This window comes from Hoeflea sp. IMCC20628, assembly GCF_001011155.1.
Taxonomy (GTDB): Bacteria; Pseudomonadota; Alphaproteobacteria; order Rhizobiales; family Rhizobiaceae; genus Hoeflea.
In genome coordinates this window covers 2,002,035-2,026,091 of the sequence record NZ_CP011479.1, presented here as the reverse complement: position 1 = coordinate 2,026,091, position 24,057 = coordinate 2,002,035, and the positions used below count along the sequence as shown (strand labels likewise).

Annotated in this window: 24 protein-coding genes; 10 read left to right on the top strand and 14 right to left on the bottom strand. The window is 59.6% G+C overall.

Annotated features, from left to right (window positions below):
- Positions 1 to 3: 3 nt before the first annotated feature.
- Genes IMCC20628_RS09615 through IMCC20628_RS09605 form a run of 3 tightly spaced genes read left to right on the top strand, consistent with a single transcriptional unit; the run spans position 4 to position 2,579 of the window.
- Positions 4 to 1,401 (top strand): FAD-binding oxidoreductase, encoded by a 1,398-nt coding sequence (locus IMCC20628_RS09615; protein ID WP_047030034.1) that lies wholly within the window; start codon positions 4 to 6, stop codon positions 1,399 to 1,401.
- Between the two features lie 9 nt (positions 1,402 to 1,410).
- Complete coding sequence (locus IMCC20628_RS09610) at positions 1,411 to 1,992, top strand: NAD(P)H-dependent oxidoreductase (RefSeq protein ID WP_047030033.1); 582 nt, start codon at positions 1,411 to 1,413, stop codon at positions 1,990 to 1,992.
- A complete protein-coding gene (locus tag IMCC20628_RS09605; RefSeq protein WP_047030032.1) occupies positions 1,992 to 2,579 on the top strand; it encodes an NAD(P)H-dependent oxidoreductase in 588 nt (195 codons plus the stop codon). Before IMCC20628_RS09610 ends, IMCC20628_RS09605 begins: the two co-directional genes overlap by 1 nt.
- A 6-nt stretch (positions 2,580 to 2,585) precedes the next feature.
- Here IMCC20628_RS09605 and maiA read toward each other — a convergent pair whose 3' ends face one another.
- The 6 genes from maiA to hmgA form a co-directional block, all read right to left on the bottom strand.
- The gene (maiA, locus tag IMCC20628_RS09600; RefSeq protein WP_047030031.1) at positions 2,586 to 3,221 is read right to left on the bottom strand and encodes a maleylacetoacetate isomerase; all 636 of its coding nucleotides are present in this window, start codon (positions 3,219 to 3,221) and stop codon (positions 2,586 to 2,588) included.
- Between the two features lie 10 nt (positions 3,222 to 3,231).
- Positions 3,232 to 3,426 carry a DUF2783 domain-containing protein gene (locus IMCC20628_RS09595; RefSeq protein WP_047030030.1) on the bottom strand — a complete coding sequence of 65 codons (195 nt, stop codon included), beginning with the start codon at positions 3,424 to 3,426 and terminating at the stop codon, positions 3,232 to 3,234.
- A gap of 3 nt (positions 3,427 to 3,429) precedes the next feature.
- Positions 3,430 to 5,037, bottom strand: a complete 1,608-nt coding sequence (locus IMCC20628_RS09590) for an FAD-dependent oxidoreductase (protein WP_047030029.1) — start codon at positions 5,035 to 5,037, stop codon at positions 3,430 to 3,432.
- A gap of 50 nt (positions 5,038 to 5,087) precedes the next feature.
- A complete protein-coding gene (locus IMCC20628_RS09585) occupies positions 5,088 to 6,038 on the bottom strand; it encodes an MBL fold metallo-hydrolase (RefSeq protein WP_047030028.1) in 951 nt (316 codons plus the stop codon).
- 9 nt (positions 6,039 to 6,047) lie between these two features.
- Positions 6,048 to 7,058, bottom strand: coding sequence for a fumarylacetoacetate hydrolase family protein (locus IMCC20628_RS09580; RefSeq protein ID WP_047030027.1), 1,011 nt, complete (start codon positions 7,056 to 7,058; stop codon positions 6,048 to 6,050).
- 100 nt (positions 7,059 to 7,158) lie between these two features.
- Positions 7,159 to 8,490 (bottom strand): homogentisate 1,2-dioxygenase, encoded by a 1,332-nt coding sequence (gene hmgA, locus IMCC20628_RS09575; protein WP_082128089.1) that lies wholly within the window; start codon positions 8,488 to 8,490, stop codon positions 7,159 to 7,161.
- Positions 8,491 to 8,909: 419 nt separating this feature from the next.
- Here hmgA and IMCC20628_RS09570 point away from each other — a divergent pair, with 419 nt between their 5' ends.
- Positions 8,910 to 9,485 (top strand): hypothetical protein, encoded by a 576-nt coding sequence (locus IMCC20628_RS09570; RefSeq protein WP_052766371.1) that lies wholly within the window; start codon positions 8,910 to 8,912, stop codon positions 9,483 to 9,485.
- Positions 9,486 to 9,643: 158 nt separating this feature from the next.
- Here IMCC20628_RS09570 and mmsB read toward each other — a convergent pair whose 3' ends face one another.
- From mmsB to IMCC20628_RS09535, 7 genes are all read right to left on the bottom strand, one after another.
- Positions 9,644 to 10,513 carry a 3-hydroxyisobutyrate dehydrogenase gene (gene mmsB, locus IMCC20628_RS09565; RefSeq protein ID WP_047030025.1) on the bottom strand — a complete coding sequence of 290 codons (870 nt, stop codon included), beginning with the start codon at positions 10,511 to 10,513 and terminating at the stop codon, positions 9,644 to 9,646.
- Between the two features lie 47 nt (positions 10,514 to 10,560).
- Positions 10,561 to 11,583, bottom strand: a complete 1,023-nt coding sequence (locus IMCC20628_RS09560; RefSeq protein WP_047030024.1) for an enoyl-CoA hydratase/isomerase family protein — start codon at positions 11,581 to 11,583, stop codon at positions 10,561 to 10,563.
- Entirely contained in the window at positions 11,580 to 12,728 is a 1,149-nt protein-coding gene (locus IMCC20628_RS09555) for an acyl-CoA dehydrogenase family protein (RefSeq protein WP_047030023.1), read from the bottom strand. Before IMCC20628_RS09555 ends, IMCC20628_RS09560 begins: the two co-directional genes overlap by 4 nt.
- 45 nt (positions 12,729 to 12,773) lie before the next feature.
- Positions 12,774 to 14,273 carry a CoA-acylating methylmalonate-semialdehyde dehydrogenase gene (locus tag IMCC20628_RS09550; RefSeq protein WP_047032428.1) on the bottom strand — a complete coding sequence of 500 codons (1,500 nt, stop codon included), beginning with the start codon at positions 14,271 to 14,273 and terminating at the stop codon, positions 12,774 to 12,776.
- A gap of 116 nt (positions 14,274 to 14,389) precedes the next feature.
- Positions 14,390 to 15,166: an SDR family oxidoreductase gene (locus IMCC20628_RS09545; protein ID WP_047030022.1), complete on the bottom strand. Its 777-nt coding sequence runs from the start codon at positions 15,164 to 15,166 to the stop codon at positions 14,390 to 14,392.
- A 2-nt stretch (positions 15,167 to 15,168) separates the two neighbouring features.
- Entirely contained in the window at positions 15,169 to 16,194 is a 1,026-nt protein-coding gene (locus IMCC20628_RS09540) for a phosphotransferase family protein (protein ID WP_047030021.1), read from the bottom strand.
- A 1-nt stretch (position 16,195) separates the two neighbouring features.
- A complete protein-coding gene (locus IMCC20628_RS09535; RefSeq protein ID WP_047032427.1) occupies positions 16,196 to 17,014 on the bottom strand; it encodes an SDR family oxidoreductase in 819 nt (272 codons plus the stop codon).
- A 203-nt stretch (positions 17,015 to 17,217) separates the two neighbouring features.
- Between IMCC20628_RS09535 and IMCC20628_RS09530 the strand changes: the two genes are divergently transcribed.
- The 4 genes from IMCC20628_RS09530 (at position 17,218) to greA (ending at position 20,579) form a co-directional block, all read left to right on the top strand.
- Positions 17,218 to 18,444, top strand: a complete 1,227-nt coding sequence (locus tag IMCC20628_RS09530) for an acyl-CoA dehydrogenase family protein (RefSeq protein WP_047032426.1) — start codon at positions 17,218 to 17,220, stop codon at positions 18,442 to 18,444.
- A 3-nt stretch (positions 18,445 to 18,447) separates the two neighbouring features.
- Complete coding sequence (locus IMCC20628_RS09525; protein WP_047030020.1) at positions 18,448 to 19,413, top strand: NADPH:quinone oxidoreductase family protein; 966 nt, start codon at positions 18,448 to 18,450, stop codon at positions 19,411 to 19,413.
- Between the two features lie 127 nt (positions 19,414 to 19,540).
- On the top strand, positions 19,541 to 19,921 hold the full coding sequence (locus tag IMCC20628_RS09520) for a DUF4864 domain-containing protein (RefSeq protein WP_047032425.1): 381 nt from the start codon (positions 19,541 to 19,543) through the stop codon (positions 19,919 to 19,921).
- Between the two features lie 175 nt (positions 19,922 to 20,096).
- Entirely contained in the window at positions 20,097 to 20,579 is a 483-nt protein-coding gene (greA, locus tag IMCC20628_RS09515; RefSeq protein ID WP_047030019.1) for a transcription elongation factor GreA, read from the top strand.
- Between the two features lie 1,253 nt (positions 20,580 to 21,832).
- On the opposite strand, the gene IMCC20628_RS09510 is transcribed toward greA, so the two are convergent.
- Complete coding sequence (locus IMCC20628_RS09510; protein ID WP_047030018.1) at positions 21,833 to 22,075, bottom strand: hypothetical protein; 243 nt, start codon at positions 22,073 to 22,075, stop codon at positions 21,833 to 21,835.
- Between the two features lie 321 nt (positions 22,076 to 22,396).
- Between IMCC20628_RS09510 and IMCC20628_RS09505 the strand changes: the two genes are divergently transcribed.
- Both IMCC20628_RS09505 and IMCC20628_RS09495 read left to right on the top strand, forming a co-directional pair.
- Positions 22,397 to 22,696 (top strand): hypothetical protein, encoded by a 300-nt coding sequence (locus IMCC20628_RS09505; protein ID WP_047030017.1) that lies wholly within the window; start codon positions 22,397 to 22,399, stop codon positions 22,694 to 22,696.
- A gap of 56 nt (positions 22,697 to 22,752) precedes the next feature.
- Positions 22,753 to 23,891 (top strand): IS3 family transposase gene (locus IMCC20628_RS09495; RefSeq protein ID WP_156174386.1). Its coding sequence is split into 2 segments (ribosomal slippage): positions 22,753 to 22,990 and positions 22,990 to 23,891, totalling 1,140 coding nucleotides; the frame shifts between segments, so codons are not numbered across the junction.
- Positions 23,892 to 24,057: the final 166 nt, after the last annotated feature.

The window sequence follows — 24,057 nt, the reverse complement described above, 5'->3', positions numbered from 1 at the left end:
ACAATGGACATGACCGCACTGATTGCCGATCTGGATGGAATCCGGATCGAGCAGAATGACAAGATCATTCAGCAGAAAAGCCGCGACTTTTACTGGTATTCGCCGGTGCTCAAGCGCCAGCTTGATCATGTCACCGGCGAACTGGTGGTCTCTCCCAAGACCGAAGCAGAGCTGATCCAGGTTCTCAAGGCCTGCTATCGCCATGACGTGCCGGTCACCCCGCGCGGCACAGGAACCGGCAATTACGGTCAGGCCATGCCCTTGTCGGGCGGCGTGGTTCTGAGCCTTGCCGATCTCAATGAGATCAAACAGATATCCCTTGGCCGCGTGATCTGCGGTCCCGGAGTTATCTGTTCCGATCTCGACAAGGCCGCCCACGCAGATTCCGGGCAGGAACTGCGCATGCATCCCTCCACCGCCCATACGGCAACCATCGGAGGCTTCATCGCCGGCGGTTCTGGCGGGGTCGGATCGATCTCCTGGGGCGGATTACGCGATTTCGGCAACGTCATCCGCCTGCGCGTTGTCACCATGGAAGAAGAGCCGCAAGTGCTCGAACTCACCGGCGAGGACCTTCACAAGGTCACTCACGCCTACGGCACCAACGGCATCATTACCGAAATCGAAATGCCGCTGGCGCCGGCCTATGACTGGGTCGACGCCATTGTCGGCTTTGACAGCTTCGACGAGGCGACCGTCTATGCCAATGCGCTGGCCCGCCAGGACGGCATTCTCACAAAGCTGATCTCTGTCGTCGCGGCCCCCTGCCCGTTTGACTATTTCAAGCGCCATCAGAAGTTCCTTACGGAAGGCCAGAGCGTGGTTCTGGTCATGGTGGCGCCGCACAGCCATGACGCCTTCAAGGCGTTCACCGCCCGGCACAGCGGCGAGATCGTCTTCGACGCCACAACTGCAGGCGAGCTCAAGGGCCTGCCGCCGGTGTTCGAGCTGGCCTGGAACCACACCACCTTGCGGGCGCTGCGGGTCGATCCGGCCTGGACCTATCTGCAGACGCTGTACCCGTTTCCTAACCAGCTTGAGCTCACCTCGAAGATGGACAGGATGTTCCCCGGCGAGCTGATATCGCATCTCGAATTTGTCCGTTTCGATGGCGACATCACCTGTTTCGGCCTGCCGCTGATCCGTTATTCGACCGAAGAGCGACTCGACGAGATCATCGATCTGCACAATGCCCATGGCTGCCCGGTGTTCAATCCGCACCGCTACACGCTCGAAGAAGGTGGCATGAAGCAGACCGACGAGATCCAGCTGGCCTTCAAGCGCCAAGCCGATCCCAAGGGCCTGCTCAATCCCGGTAAGATGATCGCCTGGGACGATCCGGATTATGATTTCGGTTCGGGAAAAACCTGGTTGTTCAAGGGTTTGAAGCAGGCAAGTTGAGGCAATAAGATGCGTATTCTCGTCGTCCACGCGCACCCGGTTGCGTCAAGCTTCAACGCGGGCCTGTTCCGCATGACCGTTGAGCAGCTGCCCAAAGCCGGCCACGAGGTCGATGTCATCGATCTCTACCAGGACGGCTTCAATCCGGTCATGAGCGAAGCAGAACGGCTGAATTATCATGACCTTGATGCCAACCGGAAGCCGGTTGAAGCCTATGTCGACCGTCTGCTCAAGGCAGAAGCCCTGGTGCTGGTCTATCCGGTGTGGAACTACGGCTTCCCGGCAATCCTAAAGGGTTGGTTTGACCGGGTGTTTCTTCCCGGTGTTTCGTTCGGTCTGGTCAATGGCAAGGTCCAGCCGACCTTGCGCAATATCGGCAAAATTGTCGTCGTGACCTCTTACGGAGGTTCGCGTTTTCGCTCCTGGCTGATGGGCGATCCGCCGCGCAAGATCGCCAACCGCATGTTGCGCGCAACCGTCAGACCCGGCGCGTCTGTCAGTTATCTCGCCCACTACGAAATGAACCTTTCCACCGACAAGACGCGGCACGCCTTCATGGCGCGTGTGCAAACCGCACTGGACAAGCTGTAATGCGTATTCTTCTGGTCTATTGCCACCCGGTGCCCGAAAGCTTTTGCGCCAGCATCCGCGATACGGTCGTGCAGGCTCTCGCCAAAGCCGGTCATGAGGTTGATCTTCTTGATCTCTATGCCGAAGGCTTCGATCCGGTGATGCCGGCCGACGAACGCCGCCATTACAATGAAATGAAACTGGCTGATCACCCGTTCCCAAACCATGCCGAACGGTTGCAGGCGGCGGAGGGATTGCTGTTCGTCTACCCGACCTGGTGGTATGGCATGCCGGCCATGCTGAAGGGCTGGCTCGACCGGGTCTGGACGCCGGAGCTGACGTTCCGGATCCCTGACGGCCCCGGCCCGATCGAACCGCTGATGACCCATATAAATCTCCTGGGCGTGATCACCACCTGTGGCGCGCCGCGCTGGTGGTCCTATGTTGTTGCCCATCCCGGCAAGCGCACAATCCTGCGCGGCATGCGCGCCCTTTGCGGCAAGCGCTGCCGCCGCCTGTTCATGGCGCATTATCTGATGGACAAATCGACACCGGAAAGCCGCGCCAAATTTCTGACTCGAATTGAAAAACGCCTCACAAGGCTTTGATATTGATCAAAAATTATTGTTGTCAGGATGCGCCCTGGCAAAGCCCGGGATCTGATCGCAAGCAGCCCGGACTGCCTGAATGCGTTTGAACCCTGAGATATCCGCGCCCCAGCGCTCGGCATTGTAGATCTGCGGAATCAGGCAGATATCGGCGAGGCCGGGCCCATCACCGTGGCAGAAGCTTCCTGACGTCGGGTGGTCAAGCAGCGCCTCGAAGGCGGCCAATCCCTGGCTGATGAAGCGCTGCATCCATGCTTGGCGCACCGCGTCGCCGCCACCGGTCAGTTCAAGCACGTGCCCCACCACCGACAGATTGCAGACCGGATGGATATCCATGGCGATGGCATGCGCCAGCGCCCTCACCCGGGCCCGATCGGCGGCCTCGTCTGGGAGCAATGACACGCCGCGGGTCTCTACCAGATATTCGATGATGGCCAGCGACTGGGTCAGCATCAGCCCGTCTATCTCCAGTGACGGCACCAGCCCTTGCGGATTGCGCTCGAGATTGTCAGCGGCCTTGTGCTCGCCCTTGAGCAGATTGACGACAACCGGCGTGTAGTCGATGCCAGCCAGATTGAGCGCGATCCGCACCCGGTAGCTCGCCGACGAGCGCCAATAGTCATAGAGAACCGGCTTGTCCATCAGATGATCCTTACTCTTTCAGTACGGCGGCGCGCAGGGCCTGCGACAGCACTTCACGGTCGCCGATGTGATTGGCCAGCAGCAGGACCAGCCGCGCATTGAGCGCATCGCTATCCGCCTTGCTCAGACCATCGTGAATCGCCAGCAATTCGGCATAAAAATCATCCGGCGCCGGGATATTGGCCTTGGTATTCAGCTCTGCCATGGATTATCTCCCGATCGCTGTGAGCAGCGCCTTTTTCACAGCCGTCTCGTCAAAATGGTCCCAGCGTGCCGCAACATGCTGGTCTGGCCGCACCAGATAGATCGCAGAACCCGCGTCTCCGAGATATCGCGGTGTGAGATAGCTATCGGCATCATCAGCAAGCGACAGCGCCAGCCGCTTAACCGTCACACCTTCGACCTCGATCCGTTCCGGCGCATCCGCATTGATGGTCAACAGTTGGAACCGGCTTCCCAGTTGATCGAGCAGCCAACCGCCGGGGACCGGCGCATCCACCATCGGCGAGCCCGGACGGGTGCGCTCCGGCATCAATGCGCAATCCGGGCCATTGAGCGGCGAGCTGTCATAGGTGCACGGCACCGACAATCGCCCCGAATTGACCATCGGCCGTGTCGCCTCATAACGCTCGGACAGATCCAGCACCGCATCGCGAAAGATCCGGCTGATCTCGGATTTTGGTGTGATGAAATCGGTCGAGCGCGAGGAATTGAGAATGTTTTCATCCGCGCCATGGACACGTTCGAGATCATAACTGTCGATAAGCGTAAACGGTGACTTACCATCGAGGACCAGCTTAAGTTTCCAGGCCAGATTGTCGGTGTCCTGCAGGCCGGAATTGGCGCCGCGGGCGCCGAAGGGCGACACCTGATGCGCCGAGTCGCCGGCAAACACCACCCGGCCCTCGCGGAACCGGTCCATGCGGCGGCACTGGAAGGTGTAGATCGAACTCCACTCCAGCTCATAGCTGATCTCGTCGCCGAGCATCGCCCTTAGGCGGCGGTCTATGTTTTCCGGCTTGAGTTCCGCGTCGCGGTCAATGTCCCAGCCAAGCTGGAAGTCGATGCGCCAGACATTGTCGGGCTGCTTGTGCAGCAGCGCCGACTGGCCGCGATTGAACGGCGGGTCGAACCAGAACCAGCGTTCGGTGGGAAACTTGGCTTCCATCACCACATCGGCGATCAGAAAATTGTCCTCAAACACCCGTCCGGTGAAATCGAGCCCCAGCAGCGTCCGGATCGGCGATGCTGCGCCATCGCAGGCGACCACCCAGTCTGCCTCAAGCTGGTAAGGTCCCTCCGGCGTGCCGACGGTCAATTGCGCGCCGGTCTCGTCCTGCTTGACGTCGAGCACCTTGTTGGCGCCGCGCAGTTCGATCGGCTTGCCTTCGGCCTGCAACTGCCTGACCCGCTCGACCAGAAACTGCTCGAGGTAATATTGCTGCAGATTGATGAAGGCCGGGCGCTTGTGGCCTTGCTCGGGCAGCAGGTTGAATCCGAACACCTGGCGTTCGTCGAAATAGACCTTTCCGAGATTCCAGATCACGCCCTTGTTGACCATCGGGTCGCCACAGCCGAGCCGGTCGAGGATCTCGAGCGGCCGCTTGGCGAAGCAAATGGCGCGAGATCCCCAGCTGACCTTGTCGTTCTCGTCGAGCACAACGACCGCAACATCCTGCATCGCCAGATCAATCGCCAGCGCCAGCCCTACAGGTCCGGCGCCGACCACCACCACCGGATAGCGCACCGGCGTGGCAGCATCCTGATCGGCTGATCGTTGATAGGGATACAGCGGAACCTCAAAAATCTTGCCCATGACACCTCCCGGACATCGAAGGGGCGGCAACAACCGCCCCCAAAATGCACTCAGCCTTGCAGCTGTGCCCACATTTCGGCGTCGCGTTCCGCTGTCCAGATCCGTGGCGTGTCGATGCCGCGGGCCTCGTCATAGGCGCGGGCGACGTTGAACGGCAGGCAGTGTTCGTAGATGGCGTAATCCTTGAACTTCGGATCACATTCGGCCCGCACCGCGTCCCAGGCTTCCTTCAAGGTGCCGCCGCGGGCCACAACCTTGGCAACGGGCCGGTAGGTCGACTCGACGAAATCGCGGGTACTGTCGATCGCCGCCTCTACCATTTCCGGTCCGATCAGCGCATCGCCGCGGCCTGGCCCGATCGACTGCGGATTGAACGAGCTGATCAGATCCAGCGTGTCGTCCCAGTCCTCATAGTGACCATCGCCGCAATAGCACGCAGAGTGATATTCGACGATATCGCCGGTGAACATGACTTCCTCGTCCGGCACCCAGGCAACGATGTCGCCGGCGGTGTGGGCGCGGCCAAGATGCATCAGGTCGACCCGGCGCTTGCCGAGATAGACCGTCATCCGCTCGGAGAATGTGGTGGTCGGCCAGGTCAGGCCGGGAATGCTCTCATGGCCCTGAAACAGCCGCGGAAACCGCTGGAATTCACTGTCCCAGTCTTCCTGGCCGCGTTCGGCAACCATGGCACCAGCGACATCGCCCATGATCACGGTGGGGGCTTTATAGGCCGATGCGCCCAGCACCCGCACCGCGTGGTAATGGGTCAGCACCAGATGGGTGATCGGCTTGTCGGTCACGGACCGGATCTTTTCGATCACCTTGTTGGCTAGCCGCGGGGTTGCCTGCGCCTCGATCACCATGACGCTGTCATCCCCGATGATGACGCCGGAATTGGGATCGCCCTCGGCGGTGAATGCCCACAGGTCACGCCCGATCTCGGTGAACGAGATCTGTTTTTCCGCCATGTCGCCGGCGGATGCGAATTTCTTGCTCATCAGTGGTTCCTAATATTTTTCAACGGTTTGCTCGATGGCGCCAAAGATAGAATGGCCATTGGCGTTCTTCATGTCGATGCGAACGGTGTCGCCGAATTTCATGAACGGGGTGACTGGCTTGCCAGTGGCGATTGTTTCGATCGTCCGGATCTCGGCAATGCAGGAATAGCCAGCGCCGCCTTCGCCCACCGGCTTGCCCGGATCACCGCCCGGCCCCTTGTTGGACACCGTGCCCGAGCCGATGATGGTGCCGGCGCAGAGTGCGCGGGTCTTGGCCGCATGCGCGATCAGCTGCGGGAAATCGAAGGTCATGTCGACACCGGCATTGGCACGCCCGAAAGCTTCGCCATTGAGATCGACATCAAGGGTCAGATGCAGCTTGCCGCCATCCCAGGCGTCACCCAGATCATCTGGCGTGACCGCTACCGGCGAGAATGCGGTGGACGGCTTCGACTGGAAGAAGCCGAACCCCTTGGCCAGTTCCGCCGGGATCAAGCCGCGCAGGCTCACATCATTGACCAGCATCACCAGTTCGATAGCCGCACGGCAGGTCTCTATGTCCGCACCCATCGGCACGTCGCCGACAATCACCGCCACTTCGCCTTCGCAATCGATGCCCCAGGCTTCATCCGCCATCCGGATTGGACCGCGCGGGGCCAGAAACGTGTCGGATCCGCCCTGATACATCAGCGGAACTTCCCAGAAACTTTCCGGCATCTCGGCGCCGCGCGCCTTGCGCACCAGCTCGACGTGATTGACATAGGCTGAGCCGTCGGCCCACTGATAGGCCCGTGGCAAGGGCGACAGCGCTTCGCGCTCGTGAAACCGTTCGGTCGGCTCCGCCCCGGTTTCCAGCATATCGGCCACATCCTGAAGCCGCGGCGCGACATGTTTCCAGTCATCCAGCGCTGCCTGAAGCGTGCGCGCAATGTGCGGCACGCCGGAGGCGCGGGTCAGATCGCGCGAGACGACGACCAGACGGCCATCACGGCTTCCATCACGGAGTGTGGCAAGTTTCATGCGGTTTTCCTTTGTGGTTTGGTGCGTGTCAAAGGCAAGTCCGGCCGATCTCTGCCCAAATTGGGCGGTCGATTGCAGCCGGTCATGACCTGAGGATGGCTCACTTGGCCCCCGACCAGCCACCGGTTTCCGGCGTGCCGTCAAATTTCCGCTCGAGGCCTTCCCAGCAATTGACGTAGCCGGTCTGCAAGGTTTCGAGCTCCGCGGCGTAGCGGGTCACCATCTGTGGGAAACGGGTTTCAAACATGAAGGCCATCGTATCGGTCAGTTTGACCGGTTTCAGCTCCACCGTCGAGGCCTTTTCGAAGGCGTCATGATCGGGGCCATGCGGCATCATCATGTTGTGCAGGCTCATGCCGCCGGGCAGAAAACCTTCCTCCTTGGCGTCATACTGTCCTTCGATCAAACCCATGAATTCGCTCATGATATTGCGATGGTACCAGGGCGGGCGAAACGAGTGCTCGGCCACCAGCCAGCGCGGCGGGAAGATCACGAAATCGATGTTGGCCGTGCCCGCCTCGCCCGATGGCGCCGTCAGAACGGTGAAGATCGACGGATCGGGATGGTCAAAACCGATCGCGCCAACCGGTGAGAAGGTCCGTAGATCATATTTGTAGGGCGCGTAATTGCCGTGCCAGGCAACCACATCGAGCGGTGAATGACCAATCGCGGTAACATGAAATGCACCGCACCATTTGATATGGACCAGACAGGTGGTCTCCTTGTCCTCAAAGGCTGCGACCGGGGTCTTGAAGTCACGCGGATTGGCCAGGCAATTGGCGCCAATCGGGCCGCGTTCCGGCAGGGTGAATTTGGCGCCGTAATTTTCGCAGACATAGCCGCGCGCCCGCTCGACGCCTTCGCCACGCTTGACCTTGAACATCATGCCGCGCGGCAGCACGGCAATTTCCAGCGGTGCAACGTCGATAATGCCCATCTCGGTGAAAATGCTCAGCGCACCTTCCTGTGGCACGATCATCATTTCGCCATCGGCATTGAAGAAATAGTCATCGTCCATGTCCGCCGTCAGCGCGTAGACATGAGTTCCCATTCCGACCTGCCCGACGACGTCACCTGCCGTGGTGACCGTGTGGAGGGCATCGAGAAAATGCACGGCTCCGTCAGGATAGGGTGTCGGATCCCAGCGCCGTTGGCCGAGCGAGAGAACGTCGGAGACCTGATGCGGCGCAGACTTCCATACCGGCCGGTCAATCACCCGAAAATCGGTGGTGTGACGCACGCTGGGGCGAATCCGGTAGAGCCAGGACCGCTCATTGGTGCCGCGCGGCGCGGTGAATGGCGAACCGGAGAGCTGTTCGGCATAGAGCCCGTAAGCACAGCGCTGCGGCGAATTCTGACCCTGCGGCAATGCGCCAGGCAGGCTTTCGGTTTCAAAATCATTTCCAAAACCCGGCATATAAGCATGCGTCATTGGGCACTCCGATGGCTGTTCAAACATGAGCCCATCTGATCAGTTGTAAATGTAACTATCAACCTTCGCGCAAAATTCTCCCAGGCCCTGTTGGTGCGGGGATATGAGGGATTTCTATAATCTCGGATCAATCACCAATTGAGCGCAAGAACATTCAGCGGGATTGAAGTTACATTCGAATAAACGCCCTGCCGTGCTTCATTTTAAACCATTTCAATCAGAGGTAACAAACCCGAGTGCAACTTGTTTCATCTGCGGATATGATGTGAACGCACCCACGGGCACAAACCTCAAGCGATACATGTTCGCTGACCAGGCGGTCACGGCCAAATCAGCTGACGCATTCGCCACCGGCATTCCCGCGGCGTTCATCCTAGCCGTCCAGCAGCTGCGTCCCCACTCCAACACCACGGTTCCCCATGTTGATCACCCGGTTTTCAGCTCTCGCCATACTTGCGCTTGCCGTCACCCTTGCTCCGGCCAGGGCCCAGAGCGATCTCTGTTACGAACTTGCATCGAAAATCTGTGAGGGCCAGAATCTCGGCCCTTGCTTTGAAACCGAAGAAAACTGGCAGTTGCTACCCGACGCATGTGTCGGCGACATTCAGTCCCAGATCGAGATGGATCGCGAGTTCTATGCCGATCAGACCGGCAATCCGGCCGACGACAATGACGAGATTGTCGGCACCTACTCCGCTATGATCGATGTCGACGATCTTTACAACACCGCCGGCAAGAAACTGACCGAGCCCTGGCAGGTGCTGCGCCAGGACCGGGCCAATTTCCACCAATACCGCATCAGCCAGCCCGGCGACGAGGATGATCCGTTCTTTGCCAGCGCCGACAACCGCGCGACCATGGAAGCCCTGCTCCGCAATGCCGACTTCGACAACAGCACCACCCAAGCTTTGCTCAGCGGCGGCGCCCAAATCTATGTCGAGATCTATGGCCGCAGAGGCAGGCTCACCTACATCAATGTCGAGATCATCAACTGATGCTTGTCGCGCTGGTAGGGCCTGGTTTCTCCATTTCAGAATGGATCAGCGCCATATCAGCAGACTTCTGCAATCACGTATGAAACTGTCCGGCGCAAGACTGGATGCCTGACGCATGCGAAGGCCAGCATGCGCGGTCGAGAACCGGCGAACCGGCTCTACGCGCGGCCCTTGCCCATCAGATGCGGCAGCATCGCGGAGAAATCCATACCCTTGCCGTCTCCGGCAACAAAGTCGGCATAGATTTCGGTGGCATGCGCGCCCATCGGGGTGGCGGCATCGACACTTTCGGCAGCCTGCTGGCTAAGTCTGAGATCCTTGAGCATGAGGTCGCTGGCAAATCCGGGCTTGTAGTCATTGTCGGCCGGGCTTTTCGGGCCGATGCCGGGCGCCGGGCAATAGGCGTTGACCGACCAGCAGGATCCGGACGAGGTCGAGACCACGTCGAACAGGCTCTGGCGGTCGAGGCCGAGCTTGTCGGCCAGCGCAAAGGCTTCGCAGACGCCGATCATCGAGATGCCGAGAATCATGTTGTTGCAGATCTTGGCCGATTGCCCGGCACCCGCCTCGCCGCAATGCACAGTCTTGCCACCCATCACCTCAAACAGAGGCATTGCCTTGGCAAAAGAGTCCGCGGACCCGCCAGCCATGAAGGTCAAAGTGCCGGCAGCAGCTCCGCCGATGCCACCCGAAACCGGCGCATCGACCGAAAGTAGCCCGGCCGATTTTGCCATCTCGTGCGCTGCTTTGGCGCTGTCGACGTCAACCGTCGAGCAATCGATGAATACCGCACCCGCCTCTCCGGCGGGTACGATCTCGGCATAGACCGACCGCAGGATCTCGCCATTGGGCAGCATGGTAATCACGGCATCCTTGCCGGCCGCAGCGTCTGCCGCCGAGCCCGCATTGGCTAGACCTTCGACGGTAACGCCGGCGACATCGAAGCCCGTGACTTCATGCCCGGCCTTGAGCAGATTGGCAGCCATCGGCGCACCCATATTACCCAGTCCGATAAATCCGATTTTCATAGCGACCTCCCTATCGATTAATCACATGTCTGGCGGCAACAGCCGCGCTAGAATCCTATGTCGCCGCCTGGCGGCTCGGACAGCATCGCCGCCACCGTCTCAGCCGTCACGTCATCGACACTTGCATGACGCCAGCGCGGATTTCTGTCCTTGTCGATGATGGCTGCGCGAATGCCCTCGACGAAATCACCTTCGGACGCACTGCGCGAGGTGAAGCGGTATTCCTGTTGCAGCGCCGCCTGGATATAGTTGCTTTCACGCGCCCGGCGCACCAGTTCGATAGTGCAATTTGTCGACAGCGGCGAACCGGCGCGAATCGACTTGGCTGTTGCCACACCCCAGTCATCACCGGGAAGCGAGGCCAGAATATCTGCGAGACTGTCCTTGCCAAAATGCGCATCCACTTGCGCGCGCAACCCCATCAACGGGCCGTCTTCGGGATCCCGCGCCAGCGCCGCCACTACAGACCAGTCTCCGGTCTCAATCAACGTTTCGGTCAAGCTGGACCATTCTGCCTCGGGGATGAAATAGTCTGCAAAGCCGGCCAGAATCGCGTCAGACGCGTTCATCCTGTAGCCGGTGATACCGAGATATTCACCCAGCCGCCCCGGCGCGCGCGCCAGCAACAACGTTCCGCCGACATCGGGAACCAACCCCACCGCGCATTCAGGCATGGCGATTTTCGAGCTCTCGCCCACCACCCGGTGCGAGCCATGCAGCGAGACGCCAACGCCGCCGCCCATGGTGAAGCCCTGGCAGAGCGCGATATAGGGCTTCGGGTAGGCCGCGATCTTGGCATTGAGCCGGTATTCGTCGCGCCAGAATGTCCGGCCGGGCTCGAAATCACCTTTCGACGCCGTGTCATACATGAACTGCAGATCACCACCGGCTGAGAATGCTTTGTGTCCTCCCGCATCAATCAGCACGCAAGCCACGCGCTCATCGTCGCGCCAGCCATCAAGGGCTGCTTCGATCGCCAGCACCATGTCATAGGTCACGGCATTGAGCGCTTCGGGTCGCTGCAGCGTGATCTGGCCGATACGCCCGATCTTGCGAATGCGGATGCTCATGCGGCACGCTCCGAAAGCAGTGCGCGTGAAATGATCACCCGCATGATCTCGTTGGTGCCTTCCAGGATCTGGTGCACCCGCAGATCGCGGACGATCTTTTCCACGCCATAATCGGCCAGATAGCCGTAACCGCCATGCAGTTGCAGCGCGTCATTGGCAACCTTGAAGGCGGTGTCGGTGACAAAGCGTTTGGCCATGGCGCAATATTTGGTCGCGTCGGGCGTCTTGCGGTCGAGCTTGCTCGCTGCCTGGCGCAGGAAAATCCGCGCCGCCTGCATTTCGGTTTCCATGTCGGCAAGCCGGAACTGCAACGCCTGAAACTGGTCGATGGATTTGCCGAAGGCTTGCCGCTCGCCCATATAGGTCAGCGTCTTGTCGAGTGCCGATTGCGCGCCGCCAAGCGCCGACGCGGCAATGTTGAGCCGTCCGCCATCAAGCCCGCTCATGGCGTAGCGGAAACCCGCACCTTCCTCGCCGAGCAGATTCTCTGCCGGAATGACGCAATCATCAAACTGCACTTCTGATGTCGGCTGCGAGCGCCAGCCCATCTTGTCTTCCGGCGCACCGAAGGAAAGTCCGGCCGTGCCGTTCTCGACGACAACAGCCGAGATACCCTTGGGGCCATCCGCACCGGTGCGGGTCATCACCAGATAGAGGTCGGAAAAACCGCCACCCGAGATGAACGCCTTGGTGCCGTTGAGCTTATAGCCTTCATTGGTCCGGTCAGCGCGGGTCCTCAGCGCCGAGGCGTCGGAACCCGAACCTGGCTCGGTCAGGCAATAGGATGCGATCTTGTTCATGGTGACGAGATCGGGCAGCAACCGCGCCTTCATCTCGTCTGATCCGTATGTCGCGATCATCCAGGTGCACATGTTGTGGATCGAGATGAACGAGGCGACCGACGGACAGGCTATCGACAATGCCTCGAACACAAGCGTCGCATCGAGGCGGCTCAGACCCGAGCCGCCATCGCTTTCCGGCACGTAGATCGAGGCCAGCCCGAGCGCGGCTGCTTCTTCAAGCACCTCGCGCGGGATGGCTTCTTGCTTTTCCCACTTGGCGGCGAAAGGGGCAATCTTCTCGGCGCCAAACTCGCGCGCCATGTCGAAAATCGCCTGTTGTTCCTCGTTCAGTTCAAAGTCCATGGCTATTAACCTCCCCGTCTCTGAATTGATGTCGCCGCCGTGTCTTCAGCCCATCGTCGGGATGTTGAAGTCGGCACCGTCCTTGATACCGGAAGGCCAGCGCGCGGTCACCGTCTTGGTGCGCGTGTAGAACCGGAAAGAATCCGGACCATGCTGGTTGAGATCACCGAAGCCGGATTTCTTCCATCCGCCGAAGGTGTGGTAGGCCAGCGGCACAGGGATCGGCACATTGATGCCGACCATGCCGATATTGATCCGGCTGGCAAAATCACGCGCCGCGTCGCCATCGCGGGTGTAGATCGCGGTGCCGTTGCCATATTCGTGTTCCATCGGATAACGCAGCGCTTCCTCATAGTTCGGCGCACGCACCACCGACAGAACCGGCCCAAAGATTTCCTGGGTGTAGATGTCCATGTCGCGGGTGACATTATCGAACAGGCAGCCGCCCATGAAGTTGCCGTTCTCGTAGCCCTGAAGCTTGAAGTCACGGCCGTCGACCACCAGCTTGGCGCCCTGCTCCACTCCGGAGTTGACCAGTCCGAGAACGCGGTCGCGGGCTTCGCGGGTTACCAGCGGTCCGAAATCGACATCATTGCCGGCAGTGTAGGGCCCGATCTTCAGGGCTTCGACGCGTGGTGTCAGCTTTTCGATCAGCCGGTCTGCCGTCTCCTGCCCCACCGGAACAGCAACCGAAATCGCCATGCAGCGTTCGCCTGCCGCGCCGTAGCCCGCACCGATCAGCGCGTCCACTGCCTGATCCAGATCAGCATCAGGCATGATGATCATGTGGTTCTTGGCGCCGCCAAAGCACTGGACGCGCTTGCCGTTGGCGCAGCCTCGGGCATAGATATATTGCGCGATCGGCGTCGAGCCGACAAAACCGATGGCCATGATTTCCGGATGGTCGAGGATCGCATCGACCGCTTCCTTGTCGCCATTGACGACGTTGAGAATGCCGTCCGGCAAGCCCGCTTCGCTCATCAGCTCGGCCAGCATGATCGGCACGGACGGATCACGCTCGGAAGGCTTGAGGATGAAAGCGTTGCCCGCAGCAATCGCCGGGCAGAATTTCCACATCGGGATCATCGCCGGGAAGTTGAACGGCGTGATGCCGGCGACCACGCCCAGCGGCTGGCGGATCGAGTACATGTCGATACCGGGACCAGCGCCCTCGGTGAATTCGCCCTTCAGCAGATGCGGCGCGCCAAACGAGAACTCGGCCACTTCAAGACCGCGCATCACGTCGCCCTTGGCATCGGGGATTGTCTTGCCGTGTTCACGCGACAGCGCTTCTGCAAGCTTGTCCATGTCACGGTGCAGCAGTTCGACAAACTTCATCATCACCCGGGCGCGTTTCTGCGGGTTGGTCGCGCCCCAGCCGATTTGCGCCTTGGCGGCCACTGCCACTGCTTGAGCCATTTCCTCATTCGAGGCCAGCGGAACCCGTGCCTGAACTTCGCCCGTGGCCGGGTTCATCACATCGGCAAAACGGCCAGATGTGCCCTTGACGTGCTTGCCGCCGATAAAGTGAGTGAGTTCTTGCATGGTCATGCCTCCGGATAATTATGGTGTCGCAACTGTGCGCCTACTGATCTTGAAGTTCAATCCGCCAGATCGCTCAACCGATGTGCGTAAACTGTAGCCCAGAAATACGTGGCCCGTTATGCCGCCGACAATCCGCCATCAATCTGCAGCGTCTGCCCGGTGATAAAACTCGACGCGGGATCGGCCAGAAATGCCAGACCGGCGATCACCTCGTCCACTTCGGCCAACCGGCCCATGGGAATAGATCGCACCAAAGCAGCTTCGGCCTCATCGTGGCTACGTCCAGCCTGTTCAAGAAATCCGGTGACCATCGGCGTCCGCGCGAATGACGGGCACAATGCGTTCACCCGCACGCCGCGGCGTGCATATTCAATCGCAGCTGATTTGGTCAGTCCCACCACACCATGCTTTGCCGCAGCATACACCGACAGCATTGGTGCCGCGACCACACCGGCGACGGAAGCGACGTTGACGATGGCTCCGGATTCGCCGGTGTCGCGAAAACGCTTTTCCAGAACCGGCAGTTGCGCCCGCATGGCGTAGAACACGCCCATCAGATCCACATCAATGATCTGCCGCGCCACCTTGAGCGGCGTTTTCGGCAATGGCGTCATGTCATGGGCAATCCCGGCATTGTTGACCGCCACATCGAGACGTCCGAATCGTGACAAAGCTGTTTGAACCAGCCGTTCGGACAAGTCCGGATCAGTTATGTCTCCGGCCACGACAACCGTGTCGCCACCCAGTTCACCCGCCAGATCTTCCAGAGTTTCCGCTGCAAGATCACTCAGCACCAAGCTGGCGCCGGCGTCGGTGAAGAAGCGCGCTGCAGCTCGGCCGAAGCCGCCGGTGGCGCCGGTCAGTATCACCACCCGACCTTCAAAATTCGCCATTCTCAAGCCTTTCCGGAAATGACCTCATTGGCCATCAGCGCCAGCAACGGCACCGCCTTGCCAATCTCGTTGGCGCGCTCCGGATTGGACGCATTGCCGTCGAGCGAGCGCTTGTAGACGCCCTGCAAGATTGCAGCCAGCTTGAAAAATGAAAACGCCAGACAGAACGTCCAGTTGTCGACGGCAATGCCGCTCCGCTCGGAATAGAGCGCGATGTAATCTGCTTCGTTCGGAATCCCGAGTTCGGGCAGATTGAGCCCGCCCAGGCCCCTGAATCCGCTGGCATGTGGCAGCCGCCACTGCATGCACTGGTAGGAAAGGTCGGCCAGCGGGTGACCCAGGGTCGAAAGTTCCCAGTCGATCAGCGCCAGAACCCTCTCGCCGTGTGCAGAAAAAATCATGTTGTCGAGCCGGAAGTCTCCATGAACCACCGTCACCAGTCCGTCATCATCGGGCAGGTTTTCCCAAAGCCAATCCATCAGCCGGTCCATATCCGGCAAGTCATCGGTCTTGGTGGCCAGATACTGTTCGCTCCAGCGCCGGATCTGCCGGGCGAAATAGTTGCCCGAGCGGCCATAATCCGCCAGTCCGGCTGCTTCCGGATCAACCCGGTGCAGCCGCGCCAGAACATCATTCATGCCGTCATAGATCGCCGCCCTCTCCTCCTTGCTGACTTCCGGCAATGCCGGATCCCAGAAAATCCGTCCCTCCACCAGTTCCATGACGAAATACATCCGGCCGATCGCGCTATGCTCTTCAGACAGTCCATAAACCTTGGGCACCGGCACATCATTGCCGGCCAAAGCCTGCATCACCCGGTATTCGCGGTCCACCTGATGCGCGGATTTCAGAAGCGTTCCCGGCGGCTTGGCGCGCAACACATAGCGCCCGCTATCGGCTTCCACCCGGTAGGTCGGATTGGATTGTCCGGTGTTGAATTTTTCAATCGCATGCAGACCGGAAAATCCCGGCACGAGTTCGTGCAACTCGTCCGCCAGAGCTTCCATGTCAAAGGGTTCGGCTTCCATCTCAGGCATCCTTGAACAGACGGATGGCGTGTTGCACAGACAATCCGCCATCGATGGGTAGGATTGCGCCGGTGACATAGGCTCCGGCACGGCTGCACAGATAAATCGTGGCGCCCGCCACATCGTCGGGAGCGCCAATACGGCCCAGCGGAACGCCGGCGCCAACCTTGTCGACCTGCTCATCGCTTGTCGTGGCAAAGGCGGTCATCCGGCTTTGAAATGGTCCCGGCGCAAAGGCGTTGACGGTGACGCGCTGGGTTGCAAGCTCTTCGGCAAGAATTTTGGTCAGATGATGCACCGCAGCTTTAGACGCCGAATAGGAATAGGCGCCATCGGCTGCAGGCTGGGTGCCCATGATCGATCCGAGATTGATCACCCGCGCCGGGTCCGTATCGCTGGCGGCAGCGAGCAACAAGGGCGTCAGATCCCGCGTCAGCGTGAACAGGCCCGCGACATTGACCGACATCACCTTGGCCCAGGCAGCATGGGGAAAACCGGCATAATCCGCGCCCCAGGTGACGCCGGCATTGTTGACCAGAATATGCAGTTTGTCGGTCCGCGACCTGACCGCTTCAACCAGGGCCGTGACGCCCTCGGCAGTCCCGACATCACCGGCAAATCCCTCCGCCGATCCGGTTCCGCCTAGATTGTTGAGCTCTTCGGCTGCCTTGACGCAGTCTTCGCCCTTGCGTGAGGCGATCAAAACCCGGGCGCCGGCCTGCACAAGTCCTGTGGCGATCATCCTGCCAATTCCAGTCGCGCCGCCGGTCACCAGCGCGATCTTGCCGTTCACCGAAAACAGGTCTTCCACATAGCTCATTTCTGTATCCTTTGCCCGCTGGTGATCCATGACATGCGTCCGGAGCTGAATTCCGGATGAATTGCCCTCGGACAATTGCCGCCCGAACCGGTGACCGCTAGCATGACAAACAATTGACGTGTGCGTAAAGGGAAGATTCGGAGAATGCTGCGAATACCATACCACACGAGATGCGGGAGAGTGCTTTGACAGACGCAAGCAAGATGGATTTGGGTGTGACAGCTCATTTGCAGCCTATTCTGGAAGCCGTGCGGGATATGGTGCGCAACGAGATCATGCCACTGGACGACGAGTTTCTCGCTGAAGTCGGTGCGCAAGGCGACCGCTGGAGCTATACCGCCCGTCAGACCGAAATTCTCGAGGGCCTGAAAGCCAAGGCCAAGGCGCGCGGGTTGTGGAACCTGTGGCACACCCAGGCTGACGACGGGCTGACTACAGTCGAATACGCCTATCTCGCCGAAGAAATGGGCAAGGCGCATTTGGGCGCCGAAACCTTCAACTGCTCGGCACCCGACACCGGCAACATGGAAGTGCTCGACCGCTACTCCACGCCTGAGCACAAGAAGCAGTGGCTTGAACCGCTGCTCAATGGCGACATCCGCTCGGCCTATCTGATGACCGAGCCCGATGTGGCCTCGTCAGACGCCACCAATGTTTCGATGTCCAGCGTTCGTGATGGTGATCACTATGTGCTCAATGGCGAGAAATGGTGGGCTTCGGGGGCCGGCGATCCGCGCTGCAAAATCTATATCGTCATGGTTCGCACCGGTGACGACGACACGCCCAAACATGCCCGGCATTCAACAATTCTGGTGCCGGCCGATACCGCGGGTATCGAAAAACTGCGACCAATGCAGGTCTATGGCCAGGACGACGCACCGCATGGCCATTTCCATCTCCGCTTCACCGATGTCCGGGTGCCGGTCAGCAATTTGCTGGTTGGCGAAGGCAAGGGCTTTGAAATCGCCCAGGGCCGGCTTGGACCGGGACGGATCCACCATTGCATGCGCGCCATCGGCCAGGCTGAAATGGCGCTTGAACTGATGTGCAAACGGTCGCTCGACCGCGAGGCCTTCGGCAAGAAGCTCGCCCAGCTCGGCGCCAATTACGACATCATTGCCGAATGCCGCATGGAGATCGAACAGGCGCGGCTTCTGTGCCTCAAGGCCGCCTGGATGATGGATCAGGGCGATGCCCGTGCCGCAGCACCATGGATCAGCCAGATCAAGGTGGTTGCGCCGCGGGTGGCGCTGAAAGTCACCGATGAAGCAGTGCAGATGTTCGGTGGCCAGGGCATATCACAGGACACGCCACTGGCGCGGATGTGGACGCAATTACGCACGTTGCGGATGGCCGATGGTCCCGATGCCGTGCATCGCCGCCAGGTGGCGCGTCATGAGCTCAAGCGTTACACCCAGGAAAAGGTCTGATCCATGAAAGCGATTGTTTGCCCTGCGTATGGACCAGTCTCCAATCTGGAATATCGCGACCTGCCCGACCCTGAGCCAGGCCCGGACGAGGTTGTGATCAGATCGGAAGCCATCGGCGTCAACTATCCCGACGAATTGCTGGTTCAGGGCCTCTACCAGATGAAGCCCGAGACGCCGTTCGTGCCGGGCATGGAAGCGGCCGGTGTGGTCGAGGCGACCGGCAACAAGGTCATCCACGTCAAGCCGGGCGATCGTGTCGTCACCTTGCTGGATTTAGGCGGCTATGCCGAAAAAGTGCTGGCGCCGGCTAACCGCGTGTTCCCGCTTCCCGACACCATGGCGTACGAGGATGCCTGCGCGCTGATGTGCGCCTGGGGTACCGCGCACCACGGGTTGAGGCAGCGGGCCAATCTGAAGCCCGGCGAAACGCTGCTGGTGCTGGGTGCCGCCGGCTCGACCGGGCTGGCAGCTGTTTCCATCGGCAAGGCCATCGGCGCCCATGTCATAGCGGTGGCGTCCACGGCGGAAAAGCAGACCGCCTGCCTTGAGGCCGGTGCCGATGTCGCCCTGCCCTATGAAGGCTTGAAGGAGGCGTTGAAGTCCTTCCCCGGTCGCGGCGTCGATGTTGCCTTTGACCCGGTCGGCGGCGCCGGTTTTGATGTCGCGGCTCGCGCCATGGCCCGCAATGGCCGGTTGTTGGTGGTTGGTTTTGCTTCAGGTGAAATCCCGAAACTGCCGGTCAATCTGGTGCTGCTGAAGGAATATTCGCTGATTGGCGTGTTCTGGGGCTCCTTCGTCGCCAAGGAACCGTCAGTCTATGCCGCCAACAACCGCGAACTCTTCGCCTGGCATTCCACCGGCCTGATCAAGCCGCGCATTGATGAACGCCAGCCTTTGGCCAAGGCCGCAACGGCGCTGAAGCGCATTCTCGACCGCGGCGCCATCGGCAAGACCATTCTGATACCCTGAAGCGGCGCGCGCGGCTTGATGAAACTTTCCTTTCGTTGTTTGCGTCCTATCTTTTGCAAGATGGAGGCTGATGATGAAAAACCTGTTCCACACGATTTCCGCGCCGGCGGCATTGCTCAGTGCGCTGATGCTGATGCCGACCTTAGCGCGCGCCGATGACGCGGCGGATGCCCGCATCATTATCGAGAGCCAGATTGATGCGTTTTTAAGCGATGACGCAACCACGGCCTATTCCTATGCCGCACCGGCGATCAAGCAGCTCTACCCCGATGAGAGCCGGTTCTTCGATATGGTCAAGCGCGGTTATCAACCGGTCTACCGGCCGGGCAATTTCGCGTTTGGCCGCTCCAAGGCTGCAGCCGACGGGACCAGTATCGTGCAAGAGGTCATCATCCAGGGTCCGGGCGGTCAGGACTGGACCGCGCTTTATTCTCTCGAGCGCCAACCCGATGGAAGCTTCAAGATCAATGGCGTTCAGATGATCAAGGCTGCAGCCCCGCAAACCTGATGATTTGGTGGTTCGTCTGTGGTGTTGCACCCATTCAGGAACCAAGCAGGCTCCGCCTCGTTGTGCGCCCACAGGCCGGCATTGCCAGACGGCCGGAATTCAACCTATGCTCGGTTCTCCCGGCCCGCGTATCAATCCGAAGTGCAGACCGGGAAAACTGATACGGAGAATTGCATTGAGCGTAGCCTTTACCAAGGAAGAAAGTTCCGAAACCGCAGCCGAAACATTGCTGCCCGACCGGCCCGTTTCCGCCCATCCCAATCTGGTGACGCTATCCGGTTTGAAGCAGATGCAGGCGCAGCTGGATGAAGCGCGCGCGGCGTTCGAGGCGGCCAATACGATCGAGGATGTCAACGAGCGCCGCCGCCAGCAGGCGGGTCCGTTGCGCGATGCGCGCTATTTTACCGAGCGCGTCCGCTCCGCACAAATGTTGCCCGATCCGGAGTCTCATGATGTGATCGCCTTCGGCTCCACCGTGACCTACACCCGCGACGACCACCCGGCCCAGAGCTACCGCATTGTCGGCGAGGACGAAGCCGACCCCAAGAACGGCACCATCTCGTTCGCCTCGCCGGTGGCGCGCGCGCTGATGGGCAAGGCGGTGGGTGACGTGGTCGAGGTCAATGAACAGGATCTCGAGGTGATTTCAATCTCGTGATGTGGCAGCACATGGAAAAGCGCGCCCGCGCGACAAAATCGCCGGGTTGTGATCTCTGACTGGCATTCCGGAGGGCCGCACGCGGGCTTTGCCTCTGGATAAGTAAAAATCGGTGGCGCAGCACGCGCGCGGCCCGAATAACGCCGGATGATGTCCGCATCCGACAGGCAACAACCACTTCGCTTGCCCCGCTTGAGGGTTTTTGGCCCGACGCGGGGTTGTTCCGGCTTTCGCCAGACCGCCAGCCCGGACAGGGACGACGGTGGAAGCTTTTGGCGTGGTTTCCGGCACGGACCTTATCCCCATCACAAGTTATGCATGTACGTTATCGTTCGAGTGAAACCACCCGAACGCGACATGCATGACGGGGGCAAGATCCGCCACAGGCCCGGTCCGCTGTCTGATCCCAAAACCTGCCCGAAGGCCGGCACGGAACCCGAGGTCGTCACGGTGGCCGACTGAACCTGCTGTCCGCAAGGAGTTGCAGGCCCGCCGACGGAGCCACGCTGGTCACCGCCTCCTTTCAAGCCTTGCCGCACGTTACGGCAAACCCGAAAGGCCTTCCTCCCGCCTGGTCCAACACGTTCGCGGTCCATCCGGCAGCGGGAGCGCAAGGATTATGGCATCGGGGTGGAGGGTGGGGATGAAGTCGGGGTGATTTTTATGCGGCCATCACGATTTTCGTCATCCTCGGCCCCCGAGCCGAGGATCCATTCCGTGATGCTTCCACGTGCCAACTGTATGGAGAGATTACGGAATGGATCCCAGGGTCGGGGCCCTGGGATGACGACGGAGGGATTTCGCCAGAGAGAAGGCGTCGAGTACAGCACCTGAAATTTCCCCCTCACCTGAAAAATCTATGACTTGGCGCTGCGCGCCAAGACCATTGCAAGCCTTCGCGCGACGTCGCGCTCAGGCCTTCGTTCCCTGAAATCAATTTCATTGATTTCCGGCCTTCGGCCACCGTTCCGAAGCCTCTCCCACAAGAGTAGAGGGAGAAAGCGCAGCGCCTTCACAGCACTGATCGCCTGCCAACGTGCGTGGAACCCTGTCTCCACCCTTGCGGCGTGAAACAGAGCTGTTCATTTTGCCCGAGAACCCAGTGAATAATCGGCCTCGGCTGCATCCTGAATGCGATGTCCCAGGAAGCACACAACGCCGCTTCCACCGTGATCACCCTTGGCAACGGGCCGAGGATGCCATCAGCCCGCGGTTGCCAATCAAGCGCTACGACGAGCCGGGCTTCTTCGGGACTAATCCAGCTCTCTCACCTCACCTGCCTGATAGATAATCGTCGGCTCCCCGTAATCACCCAATGCAGGATTGGCTTCACGCGACCATGCGATAACACCGGCGTGCTTGCTCTCCATCGCGACAGCATGCCGCCTGGCCCTATCCTCAGATTCGAACTGCACCGGATCTTCAGCGGGTTGAGGAGTGCCCTCTTCGTCCAGGTCAAAGGCCTGAACAACAATCAATTTTGGTAACTGGCTCATAGTCGCATCCCGATTTGCTTTTCGCAGCGTAGGCTAAGTTTTTTGAAATGTCTGCAATCGGACTTTCGCCACAGACTTCATTTTGGACGAAAAGGGCGGGAAGCTGCCATTCGCTGCGGCGTGAATTAGCGACGGCCCATGCGGACCAAGTTGCCTTCGGCGGTGCGTCCATGTTCTCTACCCAACCTCCCCAAAGAAGCAATATTCCCTTCTTCTTGCATCGCTGATAGCAGCCGTTTGACGTGCTGCTTCGTTGGCTGAATTGCCAGATTTTCGTTGGGGTAGTATGCAACCCTCACAATTTTTTCAATGGAGGCAGGTATGCTTGCGAGTCTGGATGAACTTGCCACCGAATGTGTGGATGAAACCGCGCGTGCACAGATAAGGGAGGCCATTAATTGCTATCAGGGCGGAGCTTTCCGAGCAGCAATCGTTGCCGCTTATGTCGCTGTATGCTTTGATTTAATTCAGAAACTTAGGATGCTGGCGGCTTCAGGTGATGGAGAAGCGAAGCAAGCCGTCGAGCGGTTAGAAAAACTGCAGGATCAAAACGACCGGAATAATCACCAAGCGATCAGTGGTCTGCTTGAGTTCGAACGGGGGCTTCTTGAGACGTTTTGAATAGCCCCTAGATTTGTAGACGCCTTCTTCCCTAAATTTGAGGCAAGGAGGCCATCATGAGCACAGCCAAATTCAGTGACGATTTTAAACGCGATGCTGTTCATCAGATCGTTGAGCGCGGTTATCCAGTTGCGGAGGTTTCACAGCGGCTGGGCGTCAGCCCGCATTCGCTCTACGCGTGGAAGAAGAGGTTCTCACAGCCATCGGGCGGCGACGACAAAGATGCCGAGATCAGACGGCTGAAACGCGAACTGACCAGGGTCATCGAGGAGCGCGACATCCTAAAAAAAGCCACCGCGTATTTCGCCAGGGATGCAAAGTGAGATACGCGTTCGTGGCCGAGCATCGCCCGCTGTTCTCTGTGCGGGCGATGTGCCGGTGTCTGCGCATCCAACCTAGCGGCTTCTATGCCTGGCTGAAGCACCCGTTGAGCAAACGGGCTCGCGAAGACGTGCGCCAGACCGAGCTCATCCACAAAGCATGGAAGGACAGCGGCAAGGTTTATGGCTATCGCAAGCTCCACGATGATCTGCTGGATCAGGGCGAAACGTGCTGTCCGAACCGCGTTGCACGTCTGGCCACACTGGCGGGCATCACAGCGCAGATCGGTTACAAGCGTAGGCCGGGCAGCTACGGCGGCAAACCGTCATTGGTGGTGGACAACACGCTAGACCGGCAGTTCGACGTGGACGTGCCAGACAGGGCCTGGGTCACTGACATCACCTACATCCGTACTCAAGAAGGTTTCGCCTACCTCGCCGTCGTTATCGATCTCTACTCCCGCCGTGTCGTCGGCTGGTCGATGCAAAGCCGCCAGACAACGGATGTTGTCCTGCAAGCATTGCTCATGGCCGTTTGGCGAAGGAAGCCGAAGAACAGGGTGCTGATCCATTCGGACCAGGGCTCGCAGTTCACCAGCATGGACTGGGCTGCGTTTCTGCGCGCCCATAATCTTGAGCACTCAATGAGCCGGCGCGGCAACTGTCACGACAACGCTGTTGCCGAGAGCTTCTTCAACTTGCTCAAGCGCGAGCGGATACGACGACGGACTTACAAAACCCGAACCGAAGCGAGGCAGGATGTGTTCGACTACATCGAGATGTTCTACAATCCCACGCGCAAGCATGTGAGGAACGGGATGCTGTCACCCGTCGAGTTCGAACGGCAGCAGAGAACGAAGACAGAGGGTGTCTAGAAAACTCGGGGCTATTCATTTCCTGACAAATTTGATTTCTTCGGTCGTAATGAATTCGATGAGTTAGAAAGATTGCGAACAGACAGAAATCGATGCGCGCATCCGACCTTCCTAAAGAACTCATTGCCGTTCACACCTTCGGCCGAGTCGGCCCGCCTTCACATTC

Bases quoted from the DNA above. Each gene is read 5' to 3' on its own strand.
- maiA (WP_047030031.1), bottom strand. From the start codon at position 3,221: ATGGACAAGCCGGTTCTCTATGACTATTGGCGCTCGTCGGCGAGCTAC.
- IMCC20628_RS09555 (WP_047030023.1), bottom strand. From the start codon at position 12,728: ATGGACTTTGAACTGAACGAGGAACAACAGGCGATTTTCGACATGGCG.
- mmsB (WP_047030025.1), bottom strand. From the start codon at position 10,513: ATGAAAATCGGATTTATCGGACTGGGTAATATGGGTGCGCCGATGGCT.
- IMCC20628_RS09615 (WP_047030034.1), top strand. From the start codon at position 4: ATGGACATGACCGCACTGATTGCCGATCTGGATGGAATCCGGATCGAG.
- IMCC20628_RS09530 (WP_047032426.1), top strand. From the start codon at position 17,218: ATGGATTTGGGTGTGACAGCTCATTTGCAGCCTATTCTGGAAGCCGTG.
- IMCC20628_RS09590 (WP_047030029.1), bottom strand. From the start codon at position 5,037: ATGGGCAAGATTTTTGAGGTTCCGCTGTATCCCTATCAACGATCAGCC.
- IMCC20628_RS09585 (WP_047030028.1), bottom strand. From the start codon at position 6,038: ATGAGCAAGAAATTCGCATCCGCCGGCGACATGGCGGAAAAACAGATC.
- IMCC20628_RS09580 (WP_047030027.1), bottom strand. From the start codon at position 7,058: ATGAAACTTGCCACACTCCGTGATGGAAGCCGTGATGGCCGTCTGGTC.
- IMCC20628_RS09610 (WP_047030033.1), top strand. From the start codon at position 1,411: ATGCGTATTCTCGTCGTCCACGCGCACCCGGTTGCGTCAAGCTTCAAC.
- IMCC20628_RS09605 (WP_047030032.1), top strand. From the start codon at position 1,992: ATGCGTATTCTTCTGGTCTATTGCCACCCGGTGCCCGAAAGCTTTTGC.
- IMCC20628_RS09570 (WP_052766371.1), top strand. From the start codon at position 8,910: ATGTTGATCACCCGGTTTTCAGCTCTCGCCATACTTGCGCTTGCCGTC.
- IMCC20628_RS09595 (WP_047030030.1), bottom strand. From the start codon at position 3,426: ATGGCAGAGCTGAATACCAAGGCCAATATCCCGGCGCCGGATGATTTT.
- IMCC20628_RS09545 (WP_047030022.1), bottom strand. From the start codon at position 15,166: ATGGCGAATTTTGAAGGTCGGGTGGTGATACTGACCGGCGCCACCGGC.
- IMCC20628_RS09540 (WP_047030021.1), bottom strand. From the start codon at position 16,194: ATGGAAGCCGAACCCTTTGACATGGAAGCTCTGGCGGACGAGTTGCAC.
- IMCC20628_RS09520 (WP_047032425.1), top strand. From the start codon at position 19,541: ATGCTGATGCCGACCTTAGCGCGCGCCGATGACGCGGCGGATGCCCGC.
- hmgA (WP_082128089.1), bottom strand. From the start codon at position 8,490: ATGACGCATGCTTATATGCCGGGTTTTGGAAATGATTTTGAAACCGAA.
- IMCC20628_RS09560 (WP_047030024.1), bottom strand. From the start codon at position 11,583: ATGAGCATCCGCATTCGCAAGATCGGGCGTATCGGCCAGATCACGCTG.
- IMCC20628_RS09525 (WP_047030020.1), top strand. From the start codon at position 18,448: ATGAAAGCGATTGTTTGCCCTGCGTATGGACCAGTCTCCAATCTGGAA.
- IMCC20628_RS09510 (WP_047030018.1), bottom strand. From the start codon at position 22,075: ATGAGCCAGTTACCAAAATTGATTGTTGTTCAGGCCTTTGACCTGGAC.
- IMCC20628_RS09550 (WP_047032428.1), bottom strand. From the start codon at position 14,273: ATGCAAGAACTCACTCACTTTATCGGCGGCAAGCACGTCAAGGGCACA.
- IMCC20628_RS09535 (WP_047032427.1), bottom strand. From the start codon at position 17,014: ATGAGCTATGTGGAAGACCTGTTTTCGGTGAACGGCAAGATCGCGCTG.
- IMCC20628_RS09505 (WP_047030017.1), top strand. From the start codon at position 22,397: ATGCTTGCGAGTCTGGATGAACTTGCCACCGAATGTGTGGATGAAACC.